Consider the following 24491-nt stretch of genomic DNA (forward strand, 5'->3'; position numbering starts at 1 on the left):
GTTCTCTGGGTGGGGTTAGCGCGATGCGGCGAGGGCGGTACGGGCCTCGTAGCTGATGACCACAGCCCCGTCCTCCTGACCGGTCACCTGGAGGGCGTCGTCGGACAGCGGGTCGTCGGCGTGTATGCCGTGCTCGCGCCGGTACTGGGTGGCGGCGGCGTCGAACGCCCGGCAGAAGTCCCCGATCTGGGAGTTGCCGGCCGGGTTCGCGGGCACCTCCCATTCGTGGCGGGTGGTGGTGACGGTGCGGTGGGTGTGGGTGGCCAAGGGGTTCCGTTCGGTCAGGCGGCGCGGGGGCCGGGAGCGGGGATGGACTCGATCAGGGGACCGTCCGGGTCCGCGGTGAACAGGGGGGCGGGGCCGGTCTCCCACCGGGAGCGCGCCGCGCGGATGGTGCGCTCGGTACCGGTGCGCCGGTCGGTGTACGTCACGTCTTCCTCGCGGGTGGTGCGGGTGCACAGCCGCCCGTGGCGGGCCCCGGCCGGGTAGGTGTCGAAGTGGATGCCGCGTTCGAGGAGGAGGGCGCGGGCGGTGGCGGTGCTGACCTGGTGAAGTTCCCGGTGGGAGAACTCGGCGCGGGCCGCCATGGAGATGGCGTTGCGGATCGCGTCGCGTTGCCGCCACACGAAGTAGTTCGCGACCTCGGTTGGGGTGGGGAGGGTGAACACGCGGGCGTCGAATGTGGCGGTCGCGCCGTCGTAGTGGTGCCCGTACTCGGCGTTGAACGCCATGGTGGCCACGGACGCGGAGACCGACGCGATCTTCTGGACGACCCCGCCGAACCACTGCTGGGTACCCGCGGACCCGAAGTCCGTGATCAGGACGCTGATCTCGTCGGACTGGGTGTAGGCGAACACCGCCCCGGAGATGTCCGCGCACAGGGCGGCGGCGGTGGCGTCCATGGCGGCCATGACCGCGCCGTCGAACGGCCGGTCGGCGTGGCGGAGGAAGCTGTGGAACGCCCGCCCGTCGACGCGGAGGATCGTGTAGGTGCGGGCGGGGAGGGTGTGGCGGGTGGCCTGCTCGTACTGCTTCATGCGGTCGGCGAGGCTGAGGGAGTCCATCGGGGTCCTGTTCGGGTCAGGCCGCGTAGGCGGAGGGTGCCGGGGGCGGGGTGAGGGAGTCGAGAAGCTGGCGGCGCCACCGGGTGGCGAACCTGGGGCAGTTCCCGCAGTGCTCGTGAGCGTCGAAGCACTCGGCCATGGCGGGGCGTTTGCGGGCGTTCAGGGACCAGGCGAGGGAGTCCGCCGAGGCGAGCAGATGTCCGACCTTGCGGAGGCCGAGGGTCTTGAACCCGAACCCGTGCAGGCGGAGGCCGGCGGCGGCCAGTTCCTCGACCAGGCGGTGCACGGGCGCGGTGGACTGGCGGCGGCACACACTGCCCAGGCCGACGACAGGCTCGGCGGTGAGGTCGATCCCGGCGGCCTCATACAGGTCGGCGTGGCGCCGGTAGTCGTCCGGCTCCCACCCCTGCAACACGGGAGCCCACGGCAGGTCGGGGGCGATATGCCGCAGTTCCAGGAGGTTCGCGGTGGTACGCGCCTGGTGGTCGGCCACGGTCAGACCGGTCTTGGAGAGCATCACCGGTTCGCACATCCAGTCCTGCGGGGCGGCGAACTCCAGGCGGCCGATCTCGTCCACGTACCGGCGGACGTCGTGGGCGTAGGTGTCCGGGCTGGTCACCCACCGGCCGTACATGCTGATCTCGGTGAACCCGCCACTGTCGAGAGCCCACGGGGTGTTCGCGGGAAACAGGGTGCGACGGTCCTGGAGGCGGCGGTGGGACACGAACAGGGGGACCTGGTCGGCCTCGAACCACTGGTGGTTGAGGTGGCTGAGCCAGTCGGGTTGGTGGGTTCCGAGGTAGAAGCGCACCGGGGACTCCTCTCCGTGTGTGCTGGTCGGCGGGGGTGGGGTCGGGTGGGGTGTCCGCACCGGGCGGTGGGGCGGCCCCAACGGGTTACAGGGCGGCGGGCACGGGCGCGGGTGGGGCACACGCCCGGCATCCGGCCTGACGGCAGTACTCGCCGCCGTGGTCGCAGCAGCACGGCGCGCACACGCACACCGGGCGTCGGGGGGGCTTCGTGTGGGCCGGGGAGACACCGCTCGCCCGCCGCCACCTGCTCTTGTACCGGCGTTCCGCGTCCTTGCACGGATCGCACAGGGGGGTGTGGTGACGGCGGTGGCGGCGAGCCCCGGGGTAGGTGCCGCACCCGGTGGCCTCATCCACGGTCGGGTCCGCTCGCGCAGTCGGCGCAGCACCGGCCTTCGCACGCGTGCTGGTCGAGCCGGGTCCCGGTGTCGGCGTGCAGCCGGTAGAGGTCCAGCAGTTCGTCAAGGGCCGTCCAGTGGACGGTGCTCTTGGGGTGCTCGTCGCGCTCGGCTTTGAGCCACGCAGCGATCTTGTCTCCCCGGTCGGGCAGCGCGGCGTTGAGCCGGTCGATCTCGTCCAGCAGAGCGGGCACGGTGAGCACGGCGGACGGGTGCGCAGTGCGGGTCCCGTCCGGATTGGTGGTGACCGTGGCGCGGGCTACCTCGACAGGGGTCGTCGCCTTGGCGACAGCGGCGGTGATCTCTTGTTCGCGACGTAGGTGGGGGAACTCGTCAGCGAGGAGGTCGAGGAGTAGTCCCATGGTGGGTGTCCTTCCTGGGGGGTGGGGCCTGCCGTGGCCGGGCAGGTGGTCACGGCCACGGCAGGCGGTACGGGGGTTACTCCTCGATGCCGTCGCGGTCGGGGCGCGTGTCTTCGTAGGCCGTCAGCCGCTGCCGGTTTCCCGGTTTCCGCGCCCACGCGTAGACGGAGTCGCGGTAGTGCTCCCGCAAGGCGTTGAGTCGGTCGAGAGGTCCGTGACTGATCGCGGCCGTCAGCTCCTCGCTCTCGAACCGGGGCGGGTACTCGACGGCGATGACGCCGAACCCCTCGTTCAGGCAGTCGCCGTCGAACGCGACGAGTTCCAGCCAGTCGCGGGGGGAGAGTTCGTGGTCGGCCGGGTTGAACGGGGGTGCCCACCCGGAGTTGGTGAGCATCACGGCGAGGTCGTCGGTGACCAGCATCGGGAGTTCGTTGGTCTGGTGGAATCGGCCAGTGAGGCGGACGAGGAGGTCACCCACGAACTGGTGGTCAACGCCGCCGCTCTGCATGGACGCCCGGCCGTTGTTGTCGACCAGGATCAGTAGCGCGTACTCGCCGGGGGTGACGACCGTGACGCCAAGCTCGGGTGTTTGCGGCATGGTGGTTCTCCTGTTCAGGGGTGGGGGTTAGGCGGCGTTGAGGTGGTCGCGTTCCCACCGCCACCAGGTGGAGTGGCCGAAGTGCCACCCTTGGCCGTCCAGCTCGCGGCACCGGTAGACCGACATGCGGTCGTTCGGGAACCCGGTTCGGGCGGCGCGTTTGGCGTGGCGGCGGCAGGAGAACGCGAGCTTCCCGCAGGCCAGGCAGTGGGTGAACGCTGTTCGGGTGACCCGGCCGGACCGTGAATGGCGCGGCCGGGTGTGTGTGCGGGCGGGCACGGGTTACACCCGCAGGAACCGGAGCAGGCCCAGCCGCTCCAGCTCGGACGTGGACACGTGGGTGTCCCGGATCTTCTCCAGGAGGGCGAGGAGCCGTTCGGCGTCGGCGGCGGCGTCTCGCAGTCGGCGCACGTCCGTGGACTCGTCCGGTGCGGGCTTGCGGGCCTTCCACGGGAGCGCGTTGGCGACCTGGGTCACCTGCCGGTAGGCGTCGGGGTAGTTGTGTTCCCGCAGGTTCTTCGCCGCGCGGGTGAGGACCTTCGCTAACTCCGGGGCGTCGGCGTCGAGTTCAGCGATGATGTCCCGGTAGGACTGGGTCTCTTCCTTCTGGAGGCGTTCGGCCTTGGTGCGGAGGGCGGCGGTGTTCGCGCGGATGGTGGCGATGATCTGGTCAACGGGGTACTGGGACACGGTTTCTCCAGGGAGCGGGGGTGGGGGCGGCCCGAACCCGGGGTGTCCGGGCCGCTGAAGGGGGTCAGATGTGGCAGTCCACGACGATCAGGTACGTGTCGCCGTCGAGGCTGTCGATGTAGGCGTTCGCGCGCTCGTAGTAGGCGTCGCGGTCCGACTGGTCGTCGGAGGACATCCCGAACCAGCCCATGTCGCCGGGGGCGATCCACTCGCCGTCGAGAGTGAGGAGGGCGTAGCCGACGTTCGCGCGCGCCCGGTGACGGTCGATGTACACGGCCCGGTCCACCGCGTACTCATCGACCGGGCAGCCCATCCGCAGGTCGAACTCGGTGCCTTCCAGCGCGGACCAGAGCGGCTGTTCCCGGTAGTCGGTGCGGGCCTGGTCGATCGGGTAGGTGTCGGAGACCTTCCCGTAGAAGTGCGACCACCCGAACGACCCGGGGTGCTTGTCCGCGATGCGGTGGAAGGCGTCCCATTCGGTGGCGGCCTGGGAGCTGACTCGGGTTCGGGACTCGTCCAGGTCGAGGAGCTTCTTCGGGCCGCCGTTGACCGTGCCGGTGAGCATGTCCCGGGGGGTGTTCCACGCCGGGGTGGCGGTGAGAAGGTCGGGGTGCCCGGGGCTGTTGGTGGCCCACTTCCCGGCGTACCGGCCGCCGATGATCCACCAGTCCCACTTCGAGTTGGGGTTGTAGGTGACCACGGTGTAGTAGCGGACCTTGTCGCCGGTGGTGTCCTCGTGAACCTCCATGTCCTCGTAGTCGGACAGGACCTCGGGGACGTTCTTCTCGTCCAGCCCGGCGGGCTTGTCCTCGGGGCACTCCTTGTAGAAGCCGAGGGCGCGGGAGTACGTCTTCTCCCAGTCCTCGAAGTAGTCGCGGTATGGGGCGACTTCCTTGTTCTCGTCGAACGGGGCGAGCGCGGTGTCAAGGTCGTCGGGGTGCTTGACGGCGGCGATGAGGGCGAAGTGGGTCATGGGGGTCTCCAGGGAGCGGGGTGGAGGGGGTGGGGCGGCCGTGGGGTCGGCCGCCCCGGCGGGGTGGGGTGGGTTAGACGGGCACGTAGCGGGTGGCGGTGTACTGCTCGGTGGGGTGGGGTGGGGTGGGGTGGGGCCGACCTGCGAGCGGGTGCGGGTCGGCCCCGGGGGGTGGGGCGGGCTGCACTGGGGTGCGTGCCAGCCCCGGGCGGGGCGGGAGAGACGAAGCCGATTGGTCCCGCCCCGAGTTGTCAGAACGGGGGCTCTCCGTTGGCGGGGCCACCACCGAACCCGCCTCCCTGCTGGCCACCACCCCACGGGTCGTCCGCCTGGGTGCGCTGGCCCGTCTGGCGGCCGCCGTTCCTGCCGTAACCGCCGCCCTGCTGTCCGCCCTGCTGGTTGCCGTCACGGCGCGGGGGCCGGATCGTCGGCGCGACCGTGTCGATCAGAAGCTCCGGCGCGGACCGCTTCTCGCCCTCCTTGGTCTCCCACTCAGAGGTCTTGAGACGCCCAGCTACGTACACCTCCTGCCCCTTGGACAGGTTCGCCTCAGCGATGGCCTCGGCGCGGTCACCGAACATGACGCCGTTCAGGAAGACCTTGTCGGCGTCCTCCCACTCGTTGGTGTCCTTGTTGAGGCGGCGGGAGTTCGCGGCGAGCCGGACCTTGAGGATGGGGGTGCCGGAGTTCGCGAAAGTGAGTTCGGGAGCGTCGATGAGACGGAACGCACCGTTGATAGCGGGGAGGGTCATGCGGGGTATCTCGTTTCCTTAGGGCCGGACAGCATCCGGAAGTGCCTTTTCGCAGGTCAAACCCGCTACCCCGGAAGGTTTCCCTCCCTGTTGGGGTACCCCCATCATACCGCAAATTAGCGCTAATTAGCGCTCCCAGGGCGAAAAAATTAGCGCCAGTTAGCGCAGACCAGACACCTTTAAGACGTAGATTCACACCCCGATAACCCCCCGCTCCTCCTCCCCCGGCAGCGGCCCACTCACCGCCGCCCAGCCCCCGTCATGCCCCAACCGCACCCACACCCGCCCCGCGTACAACACCGGCACATCCGCCGGGTCCGCCCACTGCCCAAGCCGAAAACCCCTCCGCGCCGCCTCCTCCGGGTGCGACTCGATCCACCCATGGCAACCCGTCGTCGCGGACCCGTGCACCAACACCAGGTTCGCCGGACCGTTCGACTCCGCCCGCCTCGTACCGCCCATCCCCCGCGCCCGCCGATGCTGCAACGAGTGGTCGCCCTCCCACACCGTGCCGCCGCACAGAGCGCACGCACCCCCGTCCCGCTCCCACACGATCCGCCTCGTCGCCGCGGTCGGCCCCGTCGCCCTGCGCTTACTCACGCCGCTACCTCCACCTTGGTCCGGAGTTCCCTCCGGTACGTCCTCGCCGCCGCCACAACCAGCGGAGACATGTCCTTGTGCACCTCGAACGCGGTCTTGCAATCCCGTTTCTCGTCGGTGTCCATCAGCCCCACCAACCGGGCCAGCTCTGCCGCCAACTCGGCTTCCGGCAGGTCCAACCACTCGTCGTCCCACCCCGCCGGAGGAGGCCAACCCTCGGCCTTCGCCAACTGCACCATCGCCGCCGAAGGGTTCTCCGGGGCTGCGCGGGACAGCTCCTGGTACGCCTGGGCAATCGCGTGATGCGTCGTGGACGTGATCATCGCCCGGCCCCCGCGCCGAACCAGGTACATGACTTCCACAGACAGGCCCGACCGTTCAGCAATGGCCCTCTGAGACCACCCCAGTGCGATCAACGCCCGCACCCTGCGCTGGGCACCGAAAATTGGGCGCTTCGACACCGATTGGCTGAGAGGAGGCGGGCCAGATAGGGCAAGCAGCGCCGCCGCGGTCTTGGTGCGCACCCGCCCAACATCCCCGTTGATGAGCTTGTACAGACCAGACGGTGACGTGCCGGCGGCGTCTGCGATCTGCGCTACCGACCATCCGCCCTTGCGCAGGTGGGTGATGTGGTCGAGCACCTGGGGCAAGTCCCCGTAGGGGTTCCACTGTCCGTATGCCTTCTGCCGGGACACCTTCTGGCCGTAAGCGCGGCGAACCGGTTCACATAGGTCGCACCGGCACCGGTAGTGCATGTGCCCTCGGAGGGTGCCGTGCGGGATCGTGTCGGCGGTCACGCGGCGGCTCCCAGCTCCGCGGCGAACTCCACCAGCAGCGCGGACCGGTGCTCGGCCGGGAGCCCGTCGAGGACCTGCCGGACGGCAGCGGCGTCCCCGGCGGCGAGCGCGTCCCGCAGCACGGGCCCAGAGCAGCGGGCGGTCTCCTCGACCAGGCGGCCCTGGCCGATCATGCGGGCGGCGGCCTGGTCCTGGGCCATGTGCCGGGCCGCCTCCTTGCGGGCGGGGTCCTGGGTGGGGGCGCCGGTGAGGGTGCGGCCCTCCCACAGCTCCGTGTACGCGGCGGCCACCTGCGGTTTGGTCAACCGCACCTGGGCGCGGTCGCGGGCGGCGGCGACGTGGGTGCGCTGCTCGTGGGTGAGGCCGCCGGCGACCCGGTTCCATACCTGGTCGGGGTTGGCGAGGGCGGTTTCGAGGCAGGGCCGTTGGACGGGGCAGCGTCGGCAGATGGTGAGGGCCTTGTTGCGGGTGTTCTGTGCGCGGGTGCCGGGGGCGGGGACGGTGAACAGGGCACCGGCTTTGCCTCGGCACGCGGCCTGTGAGGTCCAGGGGGCCACTGGGGGCTCCTTTCGGGATGGTGAGGTGAGGGGCTGGAGGAACAGGCGTTCGAGGATCAGCGGCGCTCTGGCGGCTTCCCACGGGCCTGTACGGCCTCCCGCAGGACCACCCCTGTCAACGGGGCAGGGTCGCCCTCCCCGCGCGGCGGTTCCGCCGGAGGACGCCACCGGCCCCGCGGACCCTCGTCCCCCCACCGTCCCCGGGACGCCTCCTGGCACTGGCGGCGCACCTGAGCGAGCGCGTCACGCACCGGCGCCGGGGTGTACTTCGGCGCGGTCCTCGCATCCACAACCCGCCCCCCATCGGCGGCCCGCAGCTCGGCCGCCCGGCGGCGTGCCACATCGTCCCCCGCCGTCAACGCCAACCGGTTCGGGTTCATCGGCGGCCGGGACGCGGCCCGGTTCGCCCTGTACAGCTGGGCCCGGTACCCGGCCTCGTCGTCCGGGTTGGCCGGGGCCGGAGCCACGTACCCGGTGCGACGCCGCCGCCGATCGCGGTTGACCTGCTCGATGATGTTCTTCGGCGCGATGAACTCGTGGGTCTTGCCGAGGACCTTCAACGCGCCCTGGGCTTCGATGAGGTCGACGTCTTCCAGGAGCACCGCCCACGTGTCGGGGGTGCGCTCGTTGAACCGTTGGGCGGGGCAGATGCTCGACACGAGTTCGGCAACGGCGATGGCCTCTTCGGCGTTCACTGGGGTTCCTGTTCTGTGAGGCGCTGGCGGGCGCGGTCGAACACGGTGGTGCCGTCCGCGGAGGGCAGGGCGGCGTTGTGGGGGCGGCGGGCGGGTGCGGCGGCCTTGCGGCGCTCCTCGGTGGCGCGGTCCCGCAACTCGAAGAACTTCTCCCGGAGCTTGGGCATCGAGCGGACGTTGGTCCGCCAGAACGCGTCCTTCTGGACCCAGTCGATCGCGCGGATGATCTGCTCTTCGGTGACCCCGTCGCGGTCGATGAGCAGCCGGGCCGAGGTGCGCCATCCCTTGGTGATGTTGACCCGGTGAGCGGGTTTCCCGCCCTCGATGACGCGCTGGCGGAGGTGGGTGCAGACGCGTTCGACGTCGTCGCGAACCGGTTCGGGCTCCTGGTCCTCGTCGGGTTCGCCGTCGTCGTCCTGGTCCTCGTCGGGATCGGGCGCGTCCTCCTGAGGATCGGCGTCCTCGCCCTCGGGGTCCTCGCACACCCCGGGCGTGTCCTCGTCCGGCTCATCCTCGTCACCGGTCCCGGGTCCGAGATTCGTCTCGGACGAAGAAGACGAAGTCTTCTTGAAAGAACCTTCTGGAGTACCAACCTCAACCCCTACCGCTACCGCAACCACAACCGGGGGTTCCGCGATGGGTTCGCCGGAGGGTTCCGGGGAGGGGTTCACAGACCCTCCCTCGGAGGGTTCTCCGGAGGGTTCCGGGAACCCTTCCCGGAAGGGTTCGACGAAGGGTTCCCCGACCCCTTCGACGGAGGGTTCACCCAGCCCTTTTGGGGCCTCCCCGCCCGCCTCCCCCAGCGCCGGCAGGGACGCGATGACCTCGGCCGCGCGCGCCTGCGTCTCGGCCGCCATCTTCCCCGTCAACGCCCCCCACGGGATGCGCTCCAGCTCCGTGCGGAGCACGCCCTTGAGCCGGTCGGACAGGGTCGCCTCGATGTCGTCGAAAGACCCCTTGATGACGTTGGGCTGCTTCCACAGCTCGTCCACGCGGATGTAGGAGCGCACCAACAGCTCCTCGGTGTCCCAGTCCGCGTACACGTACCGGCGGGCCTCCAGCTCGTTGACGACCGCGGTGACCGACTCGGGGGTGGAGTCGGCGGCGAAGCGGGCCCATCGGCGGGGCTGGAGGGCGATGATCCCGGCGGCGTTGAGGTTGCCCTGGGACATGAGCATGAGGAAGCCGCGTTGCAGCTGCTCGGGGAGGGCGATGAAGTCCTTGTCGGACCAGATCCTGGTGTAGATCTTGGCGTAGCCGGTGCGGGCCATGGTGTTCCTTGTGGTGCGCGGGTGGGCTGGGGTGGGGTGGCGCACCCCAGCGGTTGGGGCGGGGTGGGGTGGCCCCGGGGCGGGTGGGTTGCCCCGGGGCCGGGGCGGGTTACTCGTCGGCGGCGCAGCCGGGGCACGAGTCCGTGAGGAAGTACTCGTGCGGGCAGCGGGTGTTCTCCGCTAGCTCCCGGCCGGGTCCGCAGATGTAGAAGGTGGGGTAGGAGCGGACGTCCGCGACGGTCGGCACTGCGGGGGCCGGGTACGGGAACGGGTCGCGGCCCCAGTCGAAGACGAGGACGGACGCGCGCCCGGCGGCCTTGTGGTCGGCGGGGAGTAGCGCCCGGCCGCGCGGGGTCAGGTACACCCCGGCCGGGGTGCGGCGGGCCAGCCCGGCGGCGATCAGCGCCTCGGAGCCGCTGCGGTACACGCTGCCGTCGTCGTCCGCGTTCAGGAGAAGGGCGCGGTGGGTGGGGCGGCCCGGGTAGTCGGGGTGGTCCGCCCAGATCGCTGCGATCTCGTGGGCCTGCTCGCACTGCTCGGCGGGGGTGGTCTCCTCGTAGGCGGTGTGCCCGCACCCGGTGCACTCGTCGGGTCCGGCGTGCATGGCGGCGATGGAGAGTAGGGCGGCCGTCACGGGGGCGGGGAGGGGGTTGGTGCCCTCGTCTAGGCGGGCGGTGATGAACTGGGTGTAGCGGGACATGGGAGGGCCTTTCGGGGTTGTAGGTTGGGGGGTGGCGGGACCGGTCTCACTGGAGTTGAGACCGGCCCCGCCGTCGTCATTTCCGGGTCAGGCGGTTCGGTCCAGCGCGGCGGCCTTCATGCGGGCCACCGTCTGTCCGAGGCGGGTGATGCGGTAGGTGCGCGGGCCGCCACCGGCCGCCGGGTGCTCGGCCTGCTTCACGAGCTCCTTGCCAGCCATGGACGCCAGGGACGCGGGGTGCCCGGCGGTGAGGTACCCGTCCTCATCAGCCGACTGGAGGACGGACAGTCCGGCGGTGCCGAGGTGAGCGGCGATCTTGCGGGCCTTGTCGAGGTCCACGCCGTGGTGGCGGTCGATGGCGTCCTCGATGCGGGTCGCGCGCTCACGGCGCGGCAACGGGGCCGGGGGCTCCTCGCCAGCCTCCGCCTGGTTGTCCGCGTGCAGGTCCTCGCAGTCGGAGCACTCGCATTCGTCGGTGGGCACCTCCCACACCGGGCACAGGTAGATGCCCCGCGCGATGCGCTCCGCCTCGGCGGCCAGCAGCTCGCGGCAGCCCTCGCAGTCCACGTGACCGGTCCCGGCCGTGTCCGGGCCGGGCTCCCCGCACAGGGTGCCGCCCAGGTTCCGCATGTGCATCGGCTCCGGCTCCGCGTCCTTGCGGGCTTCCTCTGCCGTGTCCTCCGCACGGATGCGCTCCGCTTCCTCGCGGCCGTCGTCGGTGAGGGTCAGCGCGTAGGAGGTGCCGAACGCGACGGTGCTGTACGCGACCAGGCCGCGACGGGCCAGAGCTGCGGTGGTGGGTGCCTTCTTGGTGGCGACGCGCGAGGTGCCTTCCTCCTGTGCGTCAAGCAGTCGCACGAGCGCGGCCTTCATGGTTTCCGAGAGCTTCACGGGGGTGTCCCTTCGGGTGGTGGCGGGGCGATGCACCCTGCCGATGACTCGACACTAGGTTACGAAAGCTGCTTTCGCAAGTCGCTTTCGAAAGCTGATTTCGTAAGCTACTATCGGACCTGTGGGACACTCCCCTCATGCGAAAGGACACCAACCCCGTGGAAGACCTCCGCGAAGCCGTACAACGCCGCCAGGAACACGACAAAGGCGCAGCCGAAGCCCGCAACGACATAGACCGCCTGATCCTCGAACTCCTCAAACAGGACCCCCAAAGGGACCGCGAGGAACTGGCAAAAATCGCCGACGTCAGCGTGCCCAAGGTCCGCGAGATCGCCCGCCTCGGCGGCATCCCGCCCCTGAAGCGCGGAGGCACCGGCCGGCGCATCACCAAGGGATGACCTCACGCCGCGGCCTCCAACCCAGACGAACCCACCCGCACCCCACCCCGCACGAACCGGCGCACCGTGTCCTCCGACACCCCGCACCGGACCGCAACCACACACAACGGGGCGCCCGTCGCCAACACCATCCGCATGTCCTCCACCACCAACTCCTCCCGAGTCGGCCACTCCCCCAACCGACCCGCGGACCGGAACCGGGCATGGCACCACGCACGCAAACCACGCCCGGTCAACCGACCCACCGCACCGCAGCACGCACACTCGCCCCACCGCACAGACCGGGGTTTCACACCCCACCCCCCGGGGCGGACACCCCACCAGCCGGGTTGCCCGGGGTGGGGTCGGGTTCCCGGTACCGCAGGCACCCGCACACGGGACGCCGGCACCGCTCCAACACCCCGCCCTCCAGGTGCTCGATGACGTCGTGACCGCACCGGCACCGCCACGCGTCCGGCATGACCACGAGGACGAGCTGCCCGCCGGGGACCTTCGGGGCAGGCCTCATGTCCGGGCCCGCGACGAACTGGTAGGAGTCGTCGGTGAACACCCCGGCGTCGACCAACCCGTCCAAAGCGGCCTTCGCCATGGGGTGGTAGTTCGCCGGGTCCCACACCGCGTAGTTCTTCGGCGGGTGCACGTACCCCATGACCCACGCCCCGGGCAGAGCGGGAACACCAGCACTCCGAGCCGTGTCGGCCGCGGCGTCCCGGATCTCCTTGGTCTGCCCGGCCCGCTTCGCGAAGTGGAGGCGGTGGTTGGCGTTCATCATCGGCAGCCCGACCGGGAGCGCCAGCGTGTACACGGTCACCGGCCACCCCGCTCCCGGGCGCACGCCGGGTACAGGTCACCGACGTGACACACCGCGTGGTCGTGCTCGGACACCTCACGCCACCCCGCGGACTCGCCGTCGTCCAGGCGCAGGCTGTACGACTCGTCCTCGTACCGGGTGACCGGCGTACACACCTGCGCCGCGCTCCCGCCGTTCGGCTGAGTGACCGTCGTGCACTGCTGCTCCACCCACGTGTACGGGGCGGTGTAGTCCCGACCCACGACCTCACCCGACTCCGGGGCGCACCCGGCGACGGCGGCCACGACCAGGACGGCCCCGGCCGCCGTCTTCCGAGCGCGCATCAGAACTCCCCCTCGGCGACCTGCAACGTGACCAGGCCCATGGACCGCCACATGTCCACGACCTGGCGGCGGTCGTCCAGCACAGCGGTGATGTCGTAGTGGTCGCGGACATGGGCGTCGAACAGCTCGGCCTTCACCACGGAGTCCTTGCGGTGGTCGCCTTCGGCGCGCATGAACGGCCCGACGAACGGGGACCGCAGGTGTTCACTCAGCCACGCCACCGTCGCGTCACGGCACACCTCGGACCGGCCCGACATCACCACCAGGACGTGCCCGTCGGTGTGCAGGGCGACCGCCACGTCGATCACCGAACGGTTCGGAGCGTCCTCCCCCACCCGACCCCAGTCGTAGGGGCCCCGGTCGCCCATCAACGCCACCGTGCCGTCCACATCCACCAGCACCGCGCGGGGCGTACCCGGTGCCGGCCGGTACGGGGCAGCCACCACGGGCAGGTCTCCGAGGGTGGGCGCCGGGAGCGGCAGGGTGCGGCCCTTGAGGAACCGCTGGTGCATCCCCCGGATGACGTCCTCCCCCACCGGTTCGGGGCGGGCGGCGTCGCGGCGGATGCACTCCTCCACGTCGACGTCGGTCAGGTCCCACACCTCGAACTCGGCCCCGGCCCGGCGTGCCACCTCGGCGAGGCCCCGCAGGGCGCGGGCGCGCAGGTGGGTGTTGTCCACGACCACGTCCACCCCGGACCGGAGCAGGGACAGGGCCGCGCTGTCGCGCACCATTCCGGCGCGGTGCTCGGCGGCCTTCACGTACCCGCCGGTGAGCATCTGGCGGAGGTCGTCTCCGTTCACGCGGGCGCGCGAGGTGGGGTCCTCAGCGACCCATGCGCGCGCCAGGGTGGACTTTCCGGACCCGGGCAGGCCCCGGGTGGCGTACAGGGTGCTCACGCCGCGACCTCCGCAACCGTGGTGGTCGTGGGGCGGTTGTCGGCGGACGGGCGCAGCGTCTTCCAGATCGCGGGGCGCGGGTCCTTGTCGTCGAGGATCATGAACAGCCACGGCCGGAACTTCGACTTCGCCGCCCGCTGGGCGTAGTCGCGGCGCTCCCACCCCTCAGGGAGAGAGATGGTGATGTGGGTGTGCTCGGCCCACGCCCCCGCGAGGACCTTCGCGTAGTCCCGAAGGAGACCGTCCACGGTGGCCTTCACCCACGGGTGGAACTCGTCCGGGAGCCCGTCGCAGATGTCTGCGGCCGTCGCACCGGAACCCAGCCGCTCCCACACCACCCGGGCGTTCAGCCCGAACAGGGTCCGGTGGAGCAGAACGTAGTCCTCCTGCTTCAGCTTCACCATCCGGCCGTCACCGAACCGCACCACCAGGCCCTCCGCGTTCGGGCGCGGCGGGGCGGCGACCGCGTCGGCGAGGGTCTTGTGGTCGAACTCGAACACGCGCGGGCCGGGCCACCGGTACAGAGCGGACGGGGAAATGACCCGCCCGGTGTGGTTGGCGACCGCGCCGAGGAGCACCAGGTCGTCCATGCCGCCGTAGTCCAGGACGATCCGGTTAGCCGGGTACACGATCTCGAACAACCACGTCTCACCCTCGTAGGGGGCGACACGGTTGGCGTACTTCTCCTGCCACACACGGGTGGCGTGCACCGCCTGGTCGGAGGTGAACGAACCCCGGGTGGCGACCGCCCACGTGCCACGACCGGTCGGGTAGAGGATGCCCAGGCTGCCGTCCGCCTTGTCGAGCGCGGCCACCGGGGCGGTCAGGTCCAACACCCCGGCCTGGGGGCTGCCGTAGTTGTGGAACTTGCGGAACGGGCGGGCCACGACACGGCCGGTGGTGGTGTCGTAGATCAGGCCCCGGCACTGCTCGGTCACCGGGGTCCAGTTCTGCGCGAACTGGGTCTTCTCGGTGTAGTTGAGGATGCGCAGCGGCAACGTCGGGTGGTCCTGAGGGCGCACCCAACCGTCCGCGATGGCGGCGTCGAGGTCGCCATGGGCGAACAGGTCGGTGAGGAACAGGGGGCTCATGCGGAAATCTCCTGGGGGGTCCAGTGGGCTTCGCGCACACGCAGAATCCAGTCCTGCACACGCGACTTGTCAGGGGTGGTGGGCAGCACGCCGCCGCCCATCGGCATCGCCCGGTCGATCTCCGCGAGCAGCGCCGCCGCACGCTCGGTGTCCCCGGCCGCCACCCCCCGACCGAACTCGTGAATCCCGGTAGCGGTGTCCGCGTCTAGGCGCACCGTCAACTGGCCGGTGGTGTACAGCTCCCGGCCCTGGTGGAGCAGGCGGGCCATGTGCCGGGCCGACTTCGCGACCGCCCCGGCGGGGTTGCCGAGCTTCGCCGGGTTCTTCAGCGCCTTGTTGATGCGGCCGAGCTGCTGCCGGGCGAACCCGAGGTAGGAGTCACGGACCCGGCGACGGCACAGGAACGCGCCCCGCACGCCGATCAGCTCCTCCCCCAACGGGGTGACCGTCTCGTACAGGTCCTCGGGGAGCCACAGCAGTTCGGTCAACGACGGGTTCCCGCCCAGGAGCAGCCCGGCGTAGTGGCCGGCCTCGTGCATGGTCGAGTCGGGGCGGGTCGTGACCACGGACTCCTTGACGGGGTCCAGGCCGAGCACGGCCGTGGTGGGGGCAGCGAACACACCCAGCCGGTCGACGTCGGAATCGGGGCGGGCCAGCCCGTAGGCGGTGGACCCGACGATCCCGGACAGCAGGACAGTGTTCACGCTGCGGGCCTTTCAGGAGTGGAGGGGATGGGGGTGGCCGCGCCGATCCACTGGCGGCACGCCGAGCTGTTCGCGGTCGGCCGCGCCGACGTGGTGTAGCCGTGGTGGACGATCACCCCGGCCTTACGCATGGCGGAGAACAGGGCGCCCCACTGCTTGGCCCCGTTGTCGGGCTCCTCGACACCGAACCGGGTGACGACGTCGTATGCCTGGAACGGGCGGCCTTCGCGGGCGAGCTGGGCGACCGCGCGGGATGCCCGCGACCACCAGTCCGCGGAGGTGACGCGCAGGGTGTCGGCGATCCCTGGGTTGACGGGCTCGATGTCGAGGGCGAGCTGGTCACGGTCGGGGGCCACGGGGCGTCACCCCCGTTGCCGTGTTGGGGCAGGCGAGCCGGTGGGCTTCCGCGCGGGCGGCGTGGCGGCGGGCTTCGGCGAGGAGATGCGGGTTCCCGGTCAGGGAGTACTCGTCCAGCAACCGGTCTGCGGCTTCGTACCGCTGGAGGGGGGTCACGTGCCGAGCCCGGTGAGGTTGACCTCCGCGCGGGCGGTCGCCTGGAGAGTGCGGCCCACGTCGATACGGGTGTGCAGGGCCTTGATGTGCGCCCTCTGCATGGTGACCAGCGCGGCGGCCTTTCCGCAGGTGCGGAACAGTTCGTCGCACTGGATGGTCGCTTCGGCCTTGCGGAGGTCCATCGGGCCCGCCGCGTCCTTCATGGCGTGGGAGTGGGCGAGCTTGTAGTCCGCTTCGGCTTCCACCGCCATGTCCTCGTAGCGACCGAGGTCCATGACGGCCTGGTCGAGTTCGCGGGACAGGTCTGCCAGGTGGGTGACCCGGCGGGTGTTCTCGGGTGTGGACAACGGGGGCCCTTCGTGAGCGGGGAAAGAAGGGGAGGAAGGGAGCCGGGGCAGCGGGAGCCCCGGCCGGGCGGGACTACTGGACGACGGTCGGGATCTGCTCGCGTTCCGTGAGCTTGAGCAGACGCATCGGCTTGCCCTCGGCGTGCGAGTTCCACGCCTTCACGATCAGCCGGTACGCCTGGTCGCGGCCGGTGATGCCCAGGAACGACTTCTTGTCCGCGATGAACCGGTTCCGCAGATGCAACCGGGCGTCCGTGGCCTCTAGGCCCGCGCCGGTCTTCAACCCGTCCAGCCAGGGTTCGATCAGGTGCGCGTGCTGGGTGCGGGCCGCCTGAGCGAGAACGGCGAGGTGCGGGGCGGGCATCACACGGGACGTCTTCCGGGTCTCGTTGACGGGCCTCGCCCACCGGACCAGTTCCTTCTCCCAGTTCGCGAACACCTTCAGGAGAGCGTCGTTGTCTCCCTTGCCAGTGACGTAGCTGCTGCGCCCGGCCTGGAACGTGCCATCGACCACGCCGAGGTATCGGGAGGCTGCTGCGGCGACCAGACCGTAGGGGGTGGACTGGATGAGGTGCCCGGCCTGGCGGCGGCGGCCAACGTCCAGGACGGTGAAGGTGGCCCGCTCCATGCCGACGAACACCATCATGTCCACGGTGGTGTCGGCGAGGGTGACGGCGAGCAACCGGTGCTGGCCGTCGAGGATCAGCCCTTCGGTGTCAAAAGCGATGCCCTGGTGGGTGAGCTGCCACCGGCCGTCGCGCATGGTGTCGGCGTACTCCTGGGCGGCGTGCAGGGACAGGGTCCGGTTGCCCTTGTTGCGGTCGCGAAGCCAGGCGCGGGCGACCTCGGGGGTGATGGTGAACGGTCCGGACGCGGCGGGGAGGGGCGTGGTCATGGGGTTCTCTCTTTCAGGGGTTAGGGGTTAGTCGCGGGTGACGATCGCGATGAGCACGGCCGCGCCGATCACGAACGCGATGAGGGTCAAGGCCAGGAGGGCCCCGACCCACAGGGGGGCCGTCACCCACCACCACGACCAGTCGATGACGCCGGTGAGCTTGAGGGCGATGAGGAGTAGGCCGAGCAGGCCGAGGAAGCCAGCGATGTCCGAGGGCCCGGAGCCGGAGGAGGACACGGGGTGTCAGGCCGTTGCCGGGGCGTGGGCGCGGGTCTCGTAGCGGACGAACAGTCGGGGCCTGCCGTCCACGGTGCGCATGGCCGCGCGGAACCGGCCTCCGTTCTCGGGGTCCGCCCACGACCTCTGGCGGCGGTTGATGTGCGCGGCGTGGCGGGTGAGCTGGTTCTTCGTCAGGTCAACGGCTTCGGTGAGCTCGGCCCACGTGCCGGGGTTGTCCATCAGCTCGGGGATGTACTGGGCACCCCAGGACGGGGTGTCGGAGTGGGGGCGGCCGATCTTCGCGGCGGGGAGGGTGTCGACAAAGCGGAGGGGCATGGGGTGCTTTCTGGGTGCTGACAATGCGCGCAAAAGGTTTTGGACGCTTGAGGCTCGAATGTCGGAGGGAGGTGGCATGGTTTAGGCCATGAGATCCACCAGGTTCACGAGGTTTCGCTACGTCCTAAATTAGCGCTAATTAGCGCTCATCGCAAGTGTGGGGACCTGCGCCGACGGCGCTGCTTGGCGCTAGTTCTGTGTAGCTTCCCGGTTACAGCTCGCGCCAAAAGGCGCTAATATTAGGGTCTCCGTGTACTCTCAGAGGCATGGAGACTTCCCCACCCGACGCCCAACACGAGGCGTACACCCACGCACAGACCGAGCGGGACGTACCCGCCACGGTTCGCGCCCAGCGCATCAGCGCAGCCCTCAACCGAGCAAGGGGGATACGAGGCGAGAAGTGGTCCGAGATCGCCGCCGGCGCGCGCGTTTCCGAACCCACCCTGCGCCACATCCGCGCGACCGGAGCGATGCCCCAGGTCAAGACCATCCACGGCTTGGAGAGCCATTTCGGCTGGTCAGCGGGCACCGTGCTCGCCATCTACAACGGCGAACCCGCCCCCGAGCAGGCCCCGATAACCAACGAACCCGCCCCTCCCCCGGGCAAGGGGTTCCGCTGGGCGGAGCGCCCCGACGGGGTCACCGACTACTACCTGACGTTCGAGATCGGCGGCCAGGAGGTGGACCTGCGCATCGCCGACCTGGACGGTGAGGGGCGGGAGGCGATGCAGGCGAAGCTCCTCGCGATCAAGCGGCGAACTTCGAGCCTTAAAGTTTGATAAGAAGTTTAGATATCTCTGTAAACCGTAGGTTGGTTCAAGCGTCAAGCATGGAACTAGTGGTCACTGAGGAGGGCAAACGTCGCGGACAACTCTGAAATGACATATTGTTGTCCGCAAGGAGGAAACCAATGACAGCGACGCTTGAACCCCCATCCCTCATCACACCGAAGAAGGGCCTCGTTTGGGTGGTACCCTCACCCAACTGGGACGTCCCCGTATCGGTAGTGAAGGGGCTCCGGAAGCCGCTCATCCTGTTCTGCACCGGGATCACCGTCCGTGACGCCTACCCCTACATCGAGGACATCCGCCAAAACGACCTCTCCCCCGAGGAGTACCGCAACTGGGCACTGCTGTGCCAGTGCGACCCCCATGACCTCCTCGGAATGTACGTAGGCGGCCCCGACTCGATCGTCCACGGACACGAAGCCGACCCGGTCCTACTGTTCCCCACCCCGCACCTGCTGTAGACGCCTCGGCGTTTTCGCCACGAGCCGCCGCCCCTCCACCGGACCCCCCCTCCCCACCGGCCGAGGCCGCGGGCGGCTCGTGGCAGACCCCGCAAGGGCAGGCTGTTCCGACAGCCGCTTGATCACCTCCACGTGCTCCCGGCCGTACCTGCGAGACCGCCCGAACCGGTAGTGCGGGAACACCCCCTGCCGGGCCTGGTCCGCAACCCACCGCTGGGACGCCCCCAACATCTGAGCGACCTGGGCGTCATCCAACAGCTCCTCATCCATACGAACAACCGTACCCCATGAGCGCTAATTAGCGCTAATTAAGGATGGAGATATGGCCTGGGCAGAACAACGCGCCGCTGATGGGAAGTGGCGCGGACGGTGGCGCGACCGGCACGGAGGCAAGGACGGCACCGACTTCCGGTTCCGCACCGAAGCCTCCGCGAAGCGGCACGCCGACAAGGTCGAGAAACAGGAGAAGGAAGAACGCCAGAAGCTCAAGGCCGAGCGGAAGCGACGCCCCACCGGCGCCAACCCCGGGCAGACCTTCGAGGCGTTCGTCAACGACTGGTTCGCCGCCCAACAGGTAGACCGCAACAGCCTGCGCAACTACAAGAGCATCATCCAGAACCACCTCCTCCCCAAGTGGGGGGCGCGCACCCTCGCCGAACTCGAAGGTGCAGACCACCAGATCGCCGCCTGGTACGGGTTCCTGGGAAAGCACTACGCACGCAACACCGTCAACGGCATCGCGTCGCTGTTCAGCACGATCATGAAGGACGCCACGAAGGTCCACACCAACCGCAACCCAGCAGCACGCACACGCAACCGGGGAGCGATCGCTCCGCGCCGGCTGGCGCGTATCAACGAGGAGAGGAAGATCTTGCCCAACCACCTTCAGGCGCTCATCACCGCGGAGCGCGTAGGCATCCTGTCCGGGCGCGACGAAGATTTCATTCTGGTCGTCACGAAGTTCTTCACGGGGGTGCGTTGGTCGGAGCTGATCGCTCTGCGACCGCCCTCAGGGGGCGTGCTGTCCGTTGACCGGCAGCTGTACTTCGAGGGGCCTGCGTTCTGCTGCAAACCCCCCAAGGCGGGCAGCTACCGCCAGGTCGGTGTGCCGGATTTCCTCCTGGACATGTTCGCAACCTTGCCGCGGCGCACCCCTGGGGCCGACTGGTGCCCGTGCGGGGAGGGCCTGGAGGACGAGTTCCGGCACCCGGCCGGAGACACCCTGTTCGACTCCCCCACCCCCACCAAACCGCACTGGCGGGACAACCGATTCAGCGACTCCTACTTCCTCCCCGCGTTCCGAGGGCGGAGTATGCGCGCGGGAAGGAAGGCGGTTCCGGTTCACCTGCGGGATGCGGACCCGGACCCGTTCATGGGGCAGGTGTACCGGAAGAGCTCGAAGGCGTCCACGGCGTGCTGGTCGGGGTTCGTGCCGGAGGGGTCGTTGCACACCTGTCGGCACTGGCATCGGACGTTGCTGTCGGATCTGGGGGTGCCGAACGCGGTCGCGAATGAGCGGATGGGCCACACGGATTCGTCGATCGCGGGCGTGTACACGCACCCCACGGAGTCGTCTCGGGCGAAGCTTCTCGCGGACCTTGAGGCTGCGTGGTGGGAGATGGTGGCGGAGCGGAAGAAGCTCGGAAGGTCGTCTCAGGTGCCGATTCTGGATCGGATGCTGCGGGCAAAGTAGTGGCTAAAACTGCCCCATAAGTGCCCCACGCGGGGTATAATCTGGTGTAGATAGCCGCCCTGAACTGGCAAAGTACCCCACCGGCATGATCACCCCGAACATGATGACGCCGAGCATTATCGGTGTGTACGGGGCCAACGGGGCGGCCTGCCCAGGGGCGAGTAGACCGACGACCCCCGCGACCAGGACCAGCAGTGCAAACCACTGACCTGCGAAATCGGCGACTTTTTTGATGACGGTCATGCGTTCACTTCCCCTATGAGGGTCTTGCAGATCGCTTCGATTCGGTGCTGTCCGATGCAGTCAGGTGCGCGGGTTTGGAGAGCTGCCGCCCCAAAACTGCCCCACAGCCGCCCCAGGAACCAGCGAAAAAGCCCTGGTCGGTGATGACACACCGGCCAGGGCCCTCAACCCCCTGTTGACCTCAACGACACAGGAGATCGAGCCATGGCCGATCGTACCCCCACCCCACCTGCCACCACCGAACCCGCCCCCGCCGCGACCAAGCACCAGTCCCCCGGCAGCCTCCCGGGCCGGTTGAAGGAACGTCGGAAGCTCCGCAAGGCCCGCCGCGAGGACGCCGTGAAGCGCCGCCGGGCCGCCGCCGAGTACCGCCAGGCGCTCCGCGACGTGGACGAGACCGCCCGCGCCGCCGAGCACGAGCGCGCCGAGCGGGCTGCCGACCGCGCCGAGCAGACCAAGATCGGGAGCGTGTTCCGTCACGCTCGCGTGAACGGGGCCCGCGCCCGCCTTGCCTTCCAGATCAGCCAGTCCGCTGAGGCCCGCCGTCTGCGTGTCCAGGCAGTCAGGACGTGGACCCTCAGGGTCGGCATCCCCGTACTCCTCGGCTTCGGCTTGTGGTCCACGTCGGGTGTGCACGACGGTGTCGTGACCGCGCTCGCTCTCACCCCCGGGACACTGTCCTGGTGGGCCGCATGGGTCGTGGAGCCGGGGCTGATCACCGTTGTCGCTGCCGTCATCATCGGGCGGTCGATCCTGCGCACCGCCGGGGGCGACGTGGACCGTCGAGCCTTGGTCGTGATGGGTGCCGCCCTCCTGGTGTCGCTGGCCCTGTCCGTGCTGCCCGTCTGGCCCACCGTGTGGGGAGCCGACGCGGCTGCTGCGATCGTCGCGAAGTCCCTCGGCCCGATCGGTGCTGCCGTCACGGCGCACCTGATCGGGATGTTCGACGACTACGCCCGGGACGCCCAGCCCGAGGAAGGCGCGGAGACCCTGGACGAGATGAAGCTGGTTCACCCGGTCCCCGCCGGTACGGTTCCGCCCCTGCCCGCCCAGAAGGACTCCCCGCAGGTTCCCGCCCCGGCCCCGGCCGCCGAGGTGACCCCGGCCCCCGCCCCGGCTGTCGAGGCCCCCGTCCTGGAGAACCTGAAGGACTGGGAGCCCAGCGCGGACCAGGAGGAGTACGTGGACCCGTGGGAGCGGTTCGGCACCGACGCCAAGAAGACCGCCCCGGCCGCCGAAGACAACGTCGAACCGTGGGACGAAGACCCGTTCGAGAACCGGCCCGCCCCCACCCCCGGCGCCCGCACCTCCCTGATCGTCCCCGAACCCGCCGCCGCCAAGACCCTCCTCGACACCTGGGTCATTCCCACCCTGCCCGTGGACGAGCGGGGCCGACAGATCGCCCCGAAGCCCGGAGAGCCCGCGTTCCAGGCCGCCGTGGACCTGTACCTGGACAGCGAACGCACGGGCGAGCCTCTGTCCGGCCGGAAGCTGTGCGAGCTCAACGGGGTCAACAAGGACAACCGGCTGTGGCGGCAGGCCGTGATCCGGAAGGCGAAGGAGACCCAGGCCGCCGGAACCGACACGACCGCCCCCGCCGCCCTGTTCTGACAACCCTGAGGAAGGTACTGCTGTGGCACTCGACATCCGACCGTCCGGCCCGAGCGAGGAGATCGACGCGTTCGTGGCCGTCCTGGAGAACACCCCGGGTGTGCGCATCGTCCGCTCGTCGGGGGACCGCCCGAACCGGAGGGACCCCGGGGTGAGGCGGTATCTGACGGTGGAGGTGGACCCGACCGTGATCGCGACGGAGGTGCGGGAGGAGCCGCCCGTTCGCCGCCCGGTTGGGGACGGGGCGATCCCTCTCCCGCCTGCGTAGACGCCGTTGACGGCCGCTCTCGCCCCTGTCGGGGTGGGGGCGGCCGTCCTTGTGTGCGTGACTGCCGCCACTCCGCAGAGTCCGGTTCTGGACAGTCCCCCCGAGGGTTCGCGGTCAGGCTGGGATAACCGGACGAGAGGAACCCCCATGGACCCGACCGTGTTCGCCGCCGTATTCGCGGCCCTGTTCGCCGGCCACCAGGTGGGCGACCACTGGGCACAGACGTCCTGCCAGGCCGCCGAGAAGGGCGACGCGGGGTGGTCTGGTCGCGCCGCGTGCGCCCGCCACGTCACGTCGCTCGCCGCCGTCAAGGTGGCGTTTCTGGCGCCGGTGGTGCTGCTGTCCGGGATGGACGTGCACCCGGTAGCGGTGGCGGCTGGCCTGGGCGTGGATGCCGTGTCGCACTACTGGGCGGACAGAAGAGCGCCGTTGGCGCGGCTGGCGGACCGGTTGGGGCGGGGCGAGTTCTACCGGTTCGGTTCACCCCGGGCCGGGCGTGACGACAACCCTTCGTTGGGGACCGGGGCGTATGCGCTGGACCAATCGTGGCATGTGGGGTGGGGGTTCGTGGCCTCCCTGATCGTCGCCTGCGGGGCGACCGTGTGACCCGCTACCCCACCCCACATCCCCGGGGGTGGGGGCGAGGACATCCCCGACACACTGTCAGGTCACATACTCGGCACGCACCGCGTAGATAGCCGCCTCCGTCCGGGAGTGCACCTGCAACTTCTCCAGGATGTTCCGCACATGGTTCTTCACCGTGTTCTCCGTGATGAACAACCGCTCCCCGATCTCCCGGTTGTTCAACGACCGCGCCAACAGCCGCAACACCTCAGTCTCACGCGGGGTCAGATCCGGGATCATCGGAGCCGACGCCGGGGCCGCGTCCTGCTTCGCCAGCTCCGCGAACTCCCCGATGAGCTTCGTCGCCATCCTCGGGTTGATGAACGACTGCCCGCCCGCGATCACCCGCACCGCACGAGCGATATCGGTGACCGCGATCTCCTTCAACAGGTACCCGGTCGCGCCGGCCTTCAGAGCGTCGAACAGGTCGGAGTTGTCGTCGCTCATGGTGAGCATGATGAACCTGGTGTGCGGGGCCTTCTGGCGGATCTGGGTGCACGCGTCGATTCCGGACGACCCGGGCATCCACACGTCCATGAGGACCACGTCGGGGCGGGCGTAGGTGGCGAGCTGGACGGCGTCCGACCCGCGCCCGGCCTCCCCGACCACGTTGATGTCCTCCTCTTCGTCCAGGACGGACACGAGGCCGCGGCGGAACAGGGCGTGGTCGTCCACGACCATGACGCGGATGGGCGGCGGGGTGGTGGGGGCCTCTTCGACCGGGTGTGGGAGGTGGTTCGGTGAAGGGGGGTGGGGGCTCACAGGTGTGCCTTTCTTAGGCTGCCGGGCGCTTCCCTCTGGGCATTCGGACATTTCCCTCAAAGGGGGTGGGGGTGTTAATTCCCTCGGCCCTTGCAGTACATGGGGCTCTCGCACTCGGTGGCGGCGGCGCGGTTCAAGTAGTTGCAGAACATGCAGGTCCAGCCGCTGGCCGCGATGTTGGCCGCGAGCAGACTGATCACAGAACGAGGGGACAGGAATCCCATGTGGCTCCTTCTGGGGGGGTGGGGGTTAATCATCTCATGTGCGGCGGCAGTGAATTACGTGATTGCCGATCTTGTGTGTGGGTGGGGTCTTTGGTCCTGGTGGTGTGTCCTGCCCCCGGGGTAG

The 24491-nt window shown here is 69.6% G+C and carries 35 protein-coding genes; 7 read left to right on the plus strand and 28 right to left on the minus strand.

Going from position 1 to position 24491, the window contains the following annotated elements:
* Window positions 1-15: 15 nt before the first annotated feature.
* The 15 genes from Q8791_RS23125 to Q8791_RS23195 form a co-directional block, all read right to left on the minus strand.
* Window positions 16-267, minus strand: coding sequence for a hypothetical protein (locus tag Q8791_RS23125; protein ID WP_330093883.1), 252 nt, complete (start codon window positions 265-267; stop codon window positions 16-18).
* Between the two features lie 14 nt (window positions 268-281).
* Window positions 282-1064, minus strand: coding sequence for a tRNA(His) guanylyltransferase Thg1 family protein (locus Q8791_RS23130; protein ID WP_330093884.1), 783 nt, complete (start codon window positions 1062-1064; stop codon window positions 282-284).
* Window positions 1065-1080: 16 nt separating this feature from the next.
* Window positions 1081-1875 carry a deazapurine DNA modification protein DpdA family protein gene (locus Q8791_RS23135; protein WP_330093885.1) on the minus strand — a complete coding sequence of 265 codons (795 nt, stop codon included), beginning with the start codon at window positions 1873-1875 and terminating at the stop codon, window positions 1081-1083.
* A 347-nt stretch (window positions 1876-2222) separates the two neighbouring features.
* Entirely contained in the window at window positions 2223-2633 is a 411-nt protein-coding gene (locus Q8791_RS23140) for a hypothetical protein (RefSeq protein WP_330093886.1), read from the minus strand.
* 76 nt (window positions 2634-2709) lie between these two features.
* Window positions 2710-3231, minus strand: a complete 522-nt coding sequence (locus tag Q8791_RS23145) for a hypothetical protein (protein WP_330093887.1) — start codon at window positions 3229-3231, stop codon at window positions 2710-2712.
* Window positions 3232-3258: 27 nt separating this feature from the next.
* Complete coding sequence (locus Q8791_RS23150; RefSeq protein WP_330093888.1) at window positions 3259-3510, minus strand: hypothetical protein; 252 nt, start codon at window positions 3508-3510, stop codon at window positions 3259-3261.
* 3 nt (window positions 3511-3513) lie between these two features.
* Window positions 3514-3921 carry a hypothetical protein gene (locus tag Q8791_RS23155; protein ID WP_330093889.1) on the minus strand — a complete coding sequence of 136 codons (408 nt, stop codon included), beginning with the start codon at window positions 3919-3921 and terminating at the stop codon, window positions 3514-3516.
* A 64-nt stretch (window positions 3922-3985) separates the two neighbouring features.
* Complete coding sequence (locus Q8791_RS23160; protein WP_330093890.1) at window positions 3986-4894, minus strand: hypothetical protein; 909 nt, start codon at window positions 4892-4894, stop codon at window positions 3986-3988.
* A 251-nt stretch (window positions 4895-5145) separates the two neighbouring features.
* Window positions 5146-5646, minus strand: a complete 501-nt coding sequence (locus tag Q8791_RS23165) for a single-stranded DNA-binding protein (protein ID WP_330093891.1) — start codon at window positions 5644-5646, stop codon at window positions 5146-5148.
* Between the two features lie 596 nt (window positions 5647-6242).
* Entirely contained in the window at window positions 6243-6887 is a 645-nt protein-coding gene (locus Q8791_RS23170; protein ID WP_330093892.1) for a hypothetical protein, read from the minus strand.
* A 152-nt stretch (window positions 6888-7039) separates the two neighbouring features.
* Window positions 7040-7600, minus strand: a complete 561-nt coding sequence (locus Q8791_RS23175) for a WhiB family transcriptional regulator (protein WP_330093893.1) — start codon at window positions 7598-7600, stop codon at window positions 7040-7042.
* Between the two features lie 56 nt (window positions 7601-7656).
* Window positions 7657-8295: a hypothetical protein gene (locus tag Q8791_RS23180; protein WP_330093894.1), complete on the minus strand. Its 639-nt coding sequence runs from the start codon at window positions 8293-8295 to the stop codon at window positions 7657-7659.
* Entirely contained in the window at window positions 8292-9566 is a 1275-nt protein-coding gene (locus Q8791_RS23185) for a hypothetical protein (protein WP_330093895.1), read from the minus strand. The genes Q8791_RS23180 and Q8791_RS23185 overlap by 4 nt, the downstream gene beginning before the upstream one ends.
* A 109-nt stretch (window positions 9567-9675) precedes the next feature.
* A complete protein-coding gene (locus Q8791_RS23190) occupies window positions 9676-10266 on the minus strand; it encodes a hypothetical protein (protein WP_330093896.1) in 591 nt (196 codons plus the stop codon).
* A gap of 87 nt (window positions 10267-10353) precedes the next feature.
* Window positions 10354-11157, minus strand: coding sequence for a hypothetical protein (locus tag Q8791_RS23195; protein ID WP_330093897.1), 804 nt, complete (start codon window positions 11155-11157; stop codon window positions 10354-10356).
* A 137-nt stretch (window positions 11158-11294) separates the two neighbouring features.
* On the opposite strand from Q8791_RS23195, the gene Q8791_RS23200 reads away from it, so the two are divergent.
* Window positions 11295-11555, plus strand: coding sequence for a hypothetical protein (locus Q8791_RS23200; protein WP_330093898.1), 261 nt, complete (start codon window positions 11295-11297; stop codon window positions 11553-11555).
* Between the two features lie 289 nt (window positions 11556-11844).
* On the opposite strand, the gene Q8791_RS23205 is transcribed toward Q8791_RS23200, so the two are convergent.
* From Q8791_RS23205 to Q8791_RS23250, 10 genes are all read right to left on the minus strand, one after another.
* Window positions 11845-12366, minus strand: coding sequence for a RusA family crossover junction endodeoxyribonuclease (locus Q8791_RS23205; RefSeq protein WP_330093899.1), 522 nt, complete (start codon window positions 12364-12366; stop codon window positions 11845-11847).
* Window positions 12363-12689 carry a hypothetical protein gene (locus tag Q8791_RS23210; RefSeq protein WP_330093900.1) on the minus strand — a complete coding sequence of 109 codons (327 nt, stop codon included), beginning with the start codon at window positions 12687-12689 and terminating at the stop codon, window positions 12363-12365. Before Q8791_RS23210 ends, Q8791_RS23205 begins: the two co-directional genes overlap by 4 nt.
* Entirely contained in the window at window positions 12689-13588 is a 900-nt protein-coding gene (locus tag Q8791_RS23215) for a phosphatase domain-containing protein (protein WP_330093901.1), read from the minus strand. The genes Q8791_RS23210 and Q8791_RS23215 overlap by 1 nt, the downstream gene beginning before the upstream one ends.
* Window positions 13585-14679, minus strand: coding sequence for an RNA ligase (locus Q8791_RS23220; protein ID WP_330093902.1), 1095 nt, complete (start codon window positions 14677-14679; stop codon window positions 13585-13587). Before Q8791_RS23220 ends, Q8791_RS23215 begins: the two co-directional genes overlap by 4 nt.
* Window positions 14676-15383 (minus strand): nucleotidyltransferase domain-containing protein, encoded by a 708-nt coding sequence (locus tag Q8791_RS23225; protein WP_330093903.1) that lies wholly within the window; start codon window positions 15381-15383, stop codon window positions 14676-14678. The genes Q8791_RS23220 and Q8791_RS23225 overlap by 4 nt, the downstream gene beginning before the upstream one ends.
* Window positions 15380-15739: a hypothetical protein gene (locus Q8791_RS23230; RefSeq protein WP_330093904.1), complete on the minus strand. Its 360-nt coding sequence runs from the start codon at window positions 15737-15739 to the stop codon at window positions 15380-15382. The genes Q8791_RS23225 and Q8791_RS23230 overlap by 4 nt, the downstream gene beginning before the upstream one ends.
* Before the next feature lie 153 nt (window positions 15740-15892).
* A complete protein-coding gene (locus Q8791_RS23235; protein ID WP_330093905.1) occupies window positions 15893-16243 on the minus strand; it encodes a hypothetical protein in 351 nt (116 codons plus the stop codon).
* A gap of 73 nt (window positions 16244-16316) precedes the next feature.
* Window positions 16317-17138: a hypothetical protein gene (locus tag Q8791_RS23240; protein WP_330093906.1), complete on the minus strand. Its 822-nt coding sequence runs from the start codon at window positions 17136-17138 to the stop codon at window positions 16317-16319.
* Between the two features lie 27 nt (window positions 17139-17165).
* A complete protein-coding gene (locus Q8791_RS23245) occupies window positions 17166-17375 on the minus strand; it encodes a hypothetical protein (RefSeq protein WP_330093907.1) in 210 nt (69 codons plus the stop codon).
* Between the two features lie 6 nt (window positions 17376-17381).
* Window positions 17382-17693 carry a hypothetical protein gene (locus Q8791_RS23250; protein ID WP_330093908.1) on the minus strand — a complete coding sequence of 104 codons (312 nt, stop codon included), beginning with the start codon at window positions 17691-17693 and terminating at the stop codon, window positions 17382-17384.
* A 266-nt stretch (window positions 17694-17959) separates the two neighbouring features.
* On the opposite strand from Q8791_RS23250, the gene Q8791_RS23255 reads away from it, so the two are divergent.
* Window positions 17960-18472, plus strand: coding sequence for a hypothetical protein (locus Q8791_RS23255; protein WP_330093909.1), 513 nt, complete (start codon window positions 17960-17962; stop codon window positions 18470-18472).
* A 227-nt stretch (window positions 18473-18699) separates the two neighbouring features.
* The gene (locus Q8791_RS23260; protein WP_330093910.1) at window positions 18700-18942 is read left to right on the plus strand and encodes a hypothetical protein; all 243 of its coding nucleotides are present in this window, start codon (window positions 18700-18702) and stop codon (window positions 18940-18942) included.
* On the opposite strand, the gene Q8791_RS31870 is transcribed toward Q8791_RS23260, so the two are convergent.
* Entirely contained in the window at window positions 18913-19212 is a 300-nt protein-coding gene (locus Q8791_RS31870) for a helix-turn-helix domain-containing protein (RefSeq protein ID WP_407942041.1), read from the minus strand. The genes Q8791_RS23260 and Q8791_RS31870 overlap by 30 nt on opposite strands.
* A gap of 52 nt (window positions 19213-19264) precedes the next feature.
* Between Q8791_RS31870 and Q8791_RS23265 the strand changes: the two genes are divergently transcribed.
* On the plus strand, window positions 19265-20635 hold the full coding sequence (locus Q8791_RS23265) for a tyrosine-type recombinase/integrase (protein ID WP_330093911.1): 1371 nt from the start codon (window positions 19265-19267) through the stop codon (window positions 20633-20635).
* A gap of 3 nt (window positions 20636-20638) precedes the next feature.
* Here the strand turns inward: Q8791_RS23265 and Q8791_RS23270 are convergent, their stop codons facing one another.
* A complete protein-coding gene (locus tag Q8791_RS23270) occupies window positions 20639-20878 on the minus strand; it encodes a hypothetical protein (RefSeq protein WP_330093912.1) in 240 nt (79 codons plus the stop codon).
* Between the two features lie 204 nt (window positions 20879-21082).
* Between Q8791_RS23270 and Q8791_RS23275 the strand changes: the two genes are divergently transcribed.
* The 3 genes from Q8791_RS23275 (at window position 21083) to Q8791_RS23285 (ending at window position 23363) form a co-directional block, all read left to right on the plus strand.
* Window positions 21083-22489: a hypothetical protein gene (locus Q8791_RS23275; RefSeq protein WP_330093913.1), complete on the plus strand. Its 1407-nt coding sequence runs from the start codon at window positions 21083-21085 to the stop codon at window positions 22487-22489.
* A 22-nt stretch (window positions 22490-22511) separates the two neighbouring features.
* Window positions 22512-22757 (plus strand): hypothetical protein, encoded by a 246-nt coding sequence (locus Q8791_RS23280; protein WP_330093914.1) that lies wholly within the window; start codon window positions 22512-22514, stop codon window positions 22755-22757.
* A gap of 147 nt (window positions 22758-22904) precedes the next feature.
* Complete coding sequence (locus Q8791_RS23285; protein WP_330093915.1) at window positions 22905-23363, plus strand: transcriptional regulator; 459 nt, start codon at window positions 22905-22907, stop codon at window positions 23361-23363.
* Window positions 23364-23420: 57 nt separating this feature from the next.
* On the opposite strand, the gene Q8791_RS23290 is transcribed toward Q8791_RS23285, so the two are convergent.
* Window positions 23421-24143, minus strand: a complete 723-nt coding sequence (locus Q8791_RS23290; RefSeq protein ID WP_330093916.1) for a response regulator transcription factor — start codon at window positions 24141-24143, stop codon at window positions 23421-23423.
* Between the last annotated feature and the right edge of the window lie 348 nt (window positions 24144-24491).

This window comes from Nocardiopsis codii (genome assembly GCF_036327455.1).
Taxonomy (GTDB): domain Bacteria; phylum Actinomycetota; class Actinomycetes; order Streptosporangiales; family Streptosporangiaceae; genus Nocardiopsis; species Nocardiopsis codii.